Here is a 4,507-nt window from a genome sequence, read left to right as displayed (position 1 = left end):
CATGGCCTTCGCCGACGGCGAGACCAAGAAGCGCTTCGTCGGCCCGGCCGTGAAGGGCGAGGAGATCTGGTGCCAGCTGTTCTCCGAACCCGCCGGCGGCTCCGACGTGGCGGCCCTGCGCACCCGCGCGGTCAAGGACGGCGACGAGTGGGTGATCAACGGTCAGAAGGTCTGGACCACCGGCGCCCACTACTGCGACTACGGCATCCTGCTGACGCGGACGGACCCGGATGTGCCCAAGCACAAGGGCCTGACCATGTTCTGGATCGACATGAAGGACGCCGCCGTCGAATGCCGGCCGATCCACCAGATGTCGGGCGGGCGCGAGTTCAACGAGGTCTATTTCACCGACCTGCGCGTCAAGGACAGCCAGCGCCTGGGCGAGGTCGGCGACGGCTGGAAGGTCGCCCTGGTCACCCTGATGAACGAGCGCCTGGCGGTCGGCGGATCGGCCGGTCCGAACTATCGCGAGATCATGAAGCTGGCCCGCGAGCTCTCCGGCGCCACCGGCCCGGCGCTGAAGGACCAGGCGTTCCGAGAGAAGCTGGCCGACTGGTACGTCCAGTCCGAGGGGCTGAAGTTCACCCGCTTCCGCACCATGACCGCCCTGTCGCGCGGCCAGACGCCGGGTCCCGAGAGCTCGATCGGCAAGATCATCTCGGCCAACCAACTGCAGGAGCTGGCCAATACCGCCGTCGAGATGGAGGATCAGTACGGCATACTGGTCGATCCCGACCAGGCTCCGGCCGAGGCGGCGTTCCAGCAGAGCCTGATGTGGGCTCCGGGCCTGCGCATCGCCGGCGGCACCGACGAGATCCTCAAGAACATCATCGCCGAACGGGTCCTGGGCCTGCCAGGCGACGTCCGTGTCGACAAGGACGTGCCGTTCAAGGACATGCCGACGGGGCGGTGAGGCTACGGACCTCCTGGGCGAGCGTTCAGGAGGTCCGTTTCTGGCGGGCCGCGGCGATTAAGTCCTGGAAGCGCGCCACCCTCGGATCATGAAGGCCTGGAAGAACGGGATCGGCTTTCCGAAGCCGGCGGACCGCCACAAGGCCTCCGTCTCCGCCGGTGACAGAACGCCCAACGCGTGACGCAACGTGCTGTCCAGCTTGTTCAGCGATTCCGGCGTAGCGCCCATCAGGACTTGGATCCGCTTCCAGTCTTCCAGCATATCGGGAAACTCCGGAGCATCCAGGTCGCCGCTGATTTCGGCGCTGACGAAGCGGCCGCCCGGCTTCAGGCGATCGTGAATTTCCGAATAGAAGGCGAGACGGTCTTCGCGCTTGATGAAGTGCGCGACCAGCAAGCTGACGGCGGCGTCAAACCCTTCGCTCGGCGCATCTTGGACATAGCCGTGGAGAAGCTGGCAGCGCTCCAGCACGTCGGCCTGTTCGAGCCGGCTGCGTCCCACGGCCAGCATATCCTCGGAAGGATCGACGCCCACGAACGACCAGCCTGGATAAGCCTTTGCCAGGGACAGGATCTCGGCGCCCGTCCCCACGCCGACGCAAAGGATGCGCGCACTGGCGGGCAGGTCCGCAAGAACCAGCCGCAGCAGGAAATGCAGGCAGTCGGAAATGGGGGCTAGAGCGCTGTTCCGGCGATCATAGGCGTCGGCCATCTCGCGGTTGAAGACGTTGGGCGTGGTGGCGGGGCGCGATTGTTGCATTGTTATATTATAACGTTTTGCTTCGGGCGCGCTAGGCTCCAACCTCCTACGGCGCGACCGTCTTCACGAACGTCGGCGGCTTGCGGTGGTGCGTCGCCTGCTCATAGGCGTAGCCCAGGTTCAGCAGCAGCTTCTCGCTCCAGGCAGGGCCGATGAAGGACAGGCCCACCGGAAGGCCGGTGACGGCGCCCATTGGCACGGTCAGGTGCGGATAGCCGGCCACGGCGGGCAGGGTGGTGGCCGAGCCGCCATAGTTGTCGCCGTTCAGCGGATCGATGGTCCAGGCCGGACCCGTGGTCGGGGCGACGATGGCGACCGCGCCTGTGTCCTTCAGGATCTTGTCGATCCCTTCGGGGCCGGCCAGGCGCTTGGAGTCGGCCAGGGCCTTCAGATAGTCCGGATCGTCGAGGCCCTTGGTCTTCTCGGCCTTTTCGAAGGTCTCCTGGCCGAACCACTCGAACTCCTTCGGGGTCGCCTTGTTGAAGGCGATCAGGTCGGCCAGCGTGCGGCTCTTGACCTTCTTCGGGTCGGTCGAGGCCAGGTAGCTGGCCATGTCGGCCTTCAGCTCGGCGTAGAGCACCACACCCTCGGCCTTGCCGATCGGGCCTTCGTCGAAGTCCTTGACCTCGACCAGGGTCGCGCCCTGGGCTTGCAGGTCCTTCAGCGCTTGCTCGAACACCGCGTCGGTCTTGGGCGAATAGCCGGTGTAGAAGCGCGCCACGGCCAGTTTCACACCCTTCAGGGCGTCTTTGGAGAGGCCCTTGGCGTAGTCGGTCTTGTGGGCGTCGGCGTCCTTGGTGGCCGGATCGGCGGGATCGGAGCCGGCGATGATGGTCAGCACCTTGGCGGCGTCCTCGACCGTGGTGGTCATCGGGCCGGCGGTGTCCTGGCTGTGGCTGATCGGCACGATGTGGGTGCGCGAGACGAGGCCGACGGTAGGCTTGAGGCCCACAAGGCCGTTGATCGCCGCCGGGCAGGTGATCGAGCCATCGGTCTCGGTGCCGATGGCCAGGGGCGCCAGGCCCGCCGCCACCGCCGCGCCCGAGCCGCTGGACGAGCCGCAGGCGCTGCGATCCAGGACATAGGGGTTGCGCACCGTGCCGCCCACCGCGCTCCAGCCGCTGATCGACTTGGACGAGCGGATGTTGGCCCACTCCGACAGGTTGGCCTTGCCCAGCATGACCAGGCCGGCGTCGCGCAGGCGCTTGGCGAGGGGGGCGTCGCGGCCGGTGACGTTGTCCTTCAGCGCCAGGGAGCCGGCGGTGGTGGGCAGGGGATCGGCGCTTTCGATATTGTCCTTCAGCAGGATCGGGACGCCGTGCAGCGCCGAGCGGACCTTGCCGGCCTTGCGCTCTGCGTCGAGGGCCCTGGCCTCGGCCACGGCGTTTGGGTTGGTGGCGATCACCGCGTGCAGCGTCGGGTTCTTGGCCTGGATCGCCGCCAGAGCGGTCTTGGTCACGTCCTCGGCCGATTGGGCGTGAGCGCTTCCGGCGAGCAGGGCCAGGGCGGCGGCGCTGGCCAGGCAGGCGATCTTGGTCATGGACGGTCCCCCAAACGCGGTCGCCACGCCGGCGGCCGGAGGTGGAGCATGGGGTCAAAATCCCATGGTCGCCAAGGGCTGGCCAGCGCGGCCATGCGTCGTCAGACGAAAACCGCCACGTTCTGGCGCGCCAGGATCAGCGGTCGGCCGTTCGCGTCCCACAGATCCATCGTCTGGGTCGAATAGCCATCGCCGATCGTCTCGGCGCGCGAGCGCAGCAGCCGCCAGCCGTCGTCGCCTTCGGGGGGCAGACCCACCACGTCCAGCGACCAGGTCATGGTCGAGATCGGACCAAAGCGCGGGAACAGCGACATGGCCGGCGGCGGCGGGGTGTCGGCCAGGGCGATCAGGGCCGCTAGGGTGCTGGCGGCCGGGTCGCGATGGCGGATCCACAGCAGATATTCCGGCGCCTCGCCCGTCAGCGGCCTAGTTCCGCCGGCCATCCGCACCTCGAACTGGCTGGAAAAATGCGGCGCCCGGTTGGGGTCCGAGGGAAAGAAGGGCTCGCACTGGTCGGGCGCGGCGACGGCGGGGCTGGGGGCGTCTTCATGCGAGACTTCGGAAGCTCTCGCCGCGCCGAAGGTCAGGACGCCGTGGGTGGCCACGCCCTGTTCGCCCAGGAGGTCGACCGCCACGAACAGGGTGGACTTGCCTTGCCGCAGGGTCTTGACCTCGATCGACAGCTCGCCCGCCGCCGGTCCGACGAAGGCGAACTGTCCGGAGCGCAGCGGCGGCGCGTCGGGAAAGGCCCTCTGGGCGGCCTCGACGCACAGCGCCGCCGACAGGCCGCCATAGGTGGTGCGGCCCTGCTTCCAGTCATCGGTGACGTGGGCGGAATAGCCGGCGTCGGTGGCGGCGATGCTGGCGACGAGGTCGGTATAGGCGGTCATGCCGAGAAAGTTCGTTTTCTTTCGCTACGGAAGTCAAGGGGCCTGGAGGTCGCCGCGCCAAGTCGTGGCGAGACACGCCGCCGCCGCTTCACGCGGCTGGCCGCTGAAGGAATGGAAAGGGACGCGGAGCGCCGGACATCCGTCCGGAGTGTGAGTTTGTAAGTACCGTTTCGACGAAGCCCGAACGCTCCGCGCGACCGTTATCCGCCAGCGTCCCGTCAGGTGGCCCTGTTCAGGCCTTACCGGGACCTGGGCGCTCTGGTTTCCCAGAGACCCAGCGGTCGGAGAGGACGAGCCAATCCAGGCTAAGACACATCCCTTTATCCCCAACCACGCCGACGGCGGGCGGGTCTGGCCAGCAACCAGATCCCCGGACCGTTCGAGTATCCCCCTCGAACCTGTCCC

3 protein-coding genes and 3 pseudogenes are annotated in these 4,507 nt (G+C 67.5%); 1 reads left to right on the top strand and 5 read right to left on the bottom strand.

All coding sequences use genetic code 11. The features are described 5' to 3' along the window. The coding region (locus VJ655_RS05640) for an acyl-CoA dehydrogenase family protein (RefSeq protein ID WP_324110086.1) at positions 1-913 on the top strand (913 nt) is incomplete at its 5' end. A gap of 57 nt (positions 914-970) precedes the next feature. Here the strand turns inward: VJ655_RS05640 and VJ655_RS05635 are convergent. The 5 genes and pseudogenes from VJ655_RS05635 to VJ655_RS05615 form a co-directional block, all read right to left on the bottom strand. Next, a complete protein-coding gene (locus VJ655_RS05635) occupies positions 971-1,672 on the bottom strand; it encodes a class I SAM-dependent methyltransferase (protein WP_324110085.1) in 702 nt (233 codons plus the stop codon). 46 nt (positions 1,673-1,718) lie between these two features. Next, positions 1,719-3,307: pseudogene (locus VJ655_RS05630) on the bottom strand (amidase). A gap of 6 nt (positions 3,308-3,313) precedes the next feature. Then, positions 3,314-4,102, bottom strand: a complete 789-nt coding sequence (locus VJ655_RS05625; RefSeq protein WP_324110084.1) for a thioesterase family protein — start codon at positions 4,100-4,102, stop codon at positions 3,314-3,316. A 210-nt stretch (positions 4,103-4,312) separates the two neighbouring features. Continuing rightward, positions 4,313-4,432 (bottom strand): annotated as a pseudogene (locus VJ655_RS05620) (hypothetical protein); the annotation flags it as partial. Then, positions 4,427-4,507 (bottom strand): annotated as a pseudogene (locus VJ655_RS05615) (hypothetical protein); the annotation flags it as partial. The pseudogenes VJ655_RS05620 and VJ655_RS05615, both read right to left, overlap by 6 nt.

It is taken from the genome of Caulobacter sp., from assembly GCF_035254145.1.
In the GTDB taxonomy this organism is placed as follows: Bacteria; Pseudomonadota; Alphaproteobacteria; order Caulobacterales; family Caulobacteraceae; genus Caulobacter.
The sequence above is the reverse complement of the archived record's forward strand: the minus strand, read 5'-3'. Positions and strand labels throughout refer to the sequence as shown.

Bases quoted from the DNA above. Each gene is read 5' to 3' on its own strand.
- VJ655_RS05625 (WP_324110084.1), bottom strand. From the start codon at position 4,102: ATGACCGCCTATACCGACCTCGTCGCCAGCATCGCCGCCACCGACGCC.
- VJ655_RS05635 (WP_324110085.1), bottom strand. From the start codon at position 1,672: ATGCAACAATCGCGCCCCGCCACCACGCCCAACGTCTTCAACCGCGAG.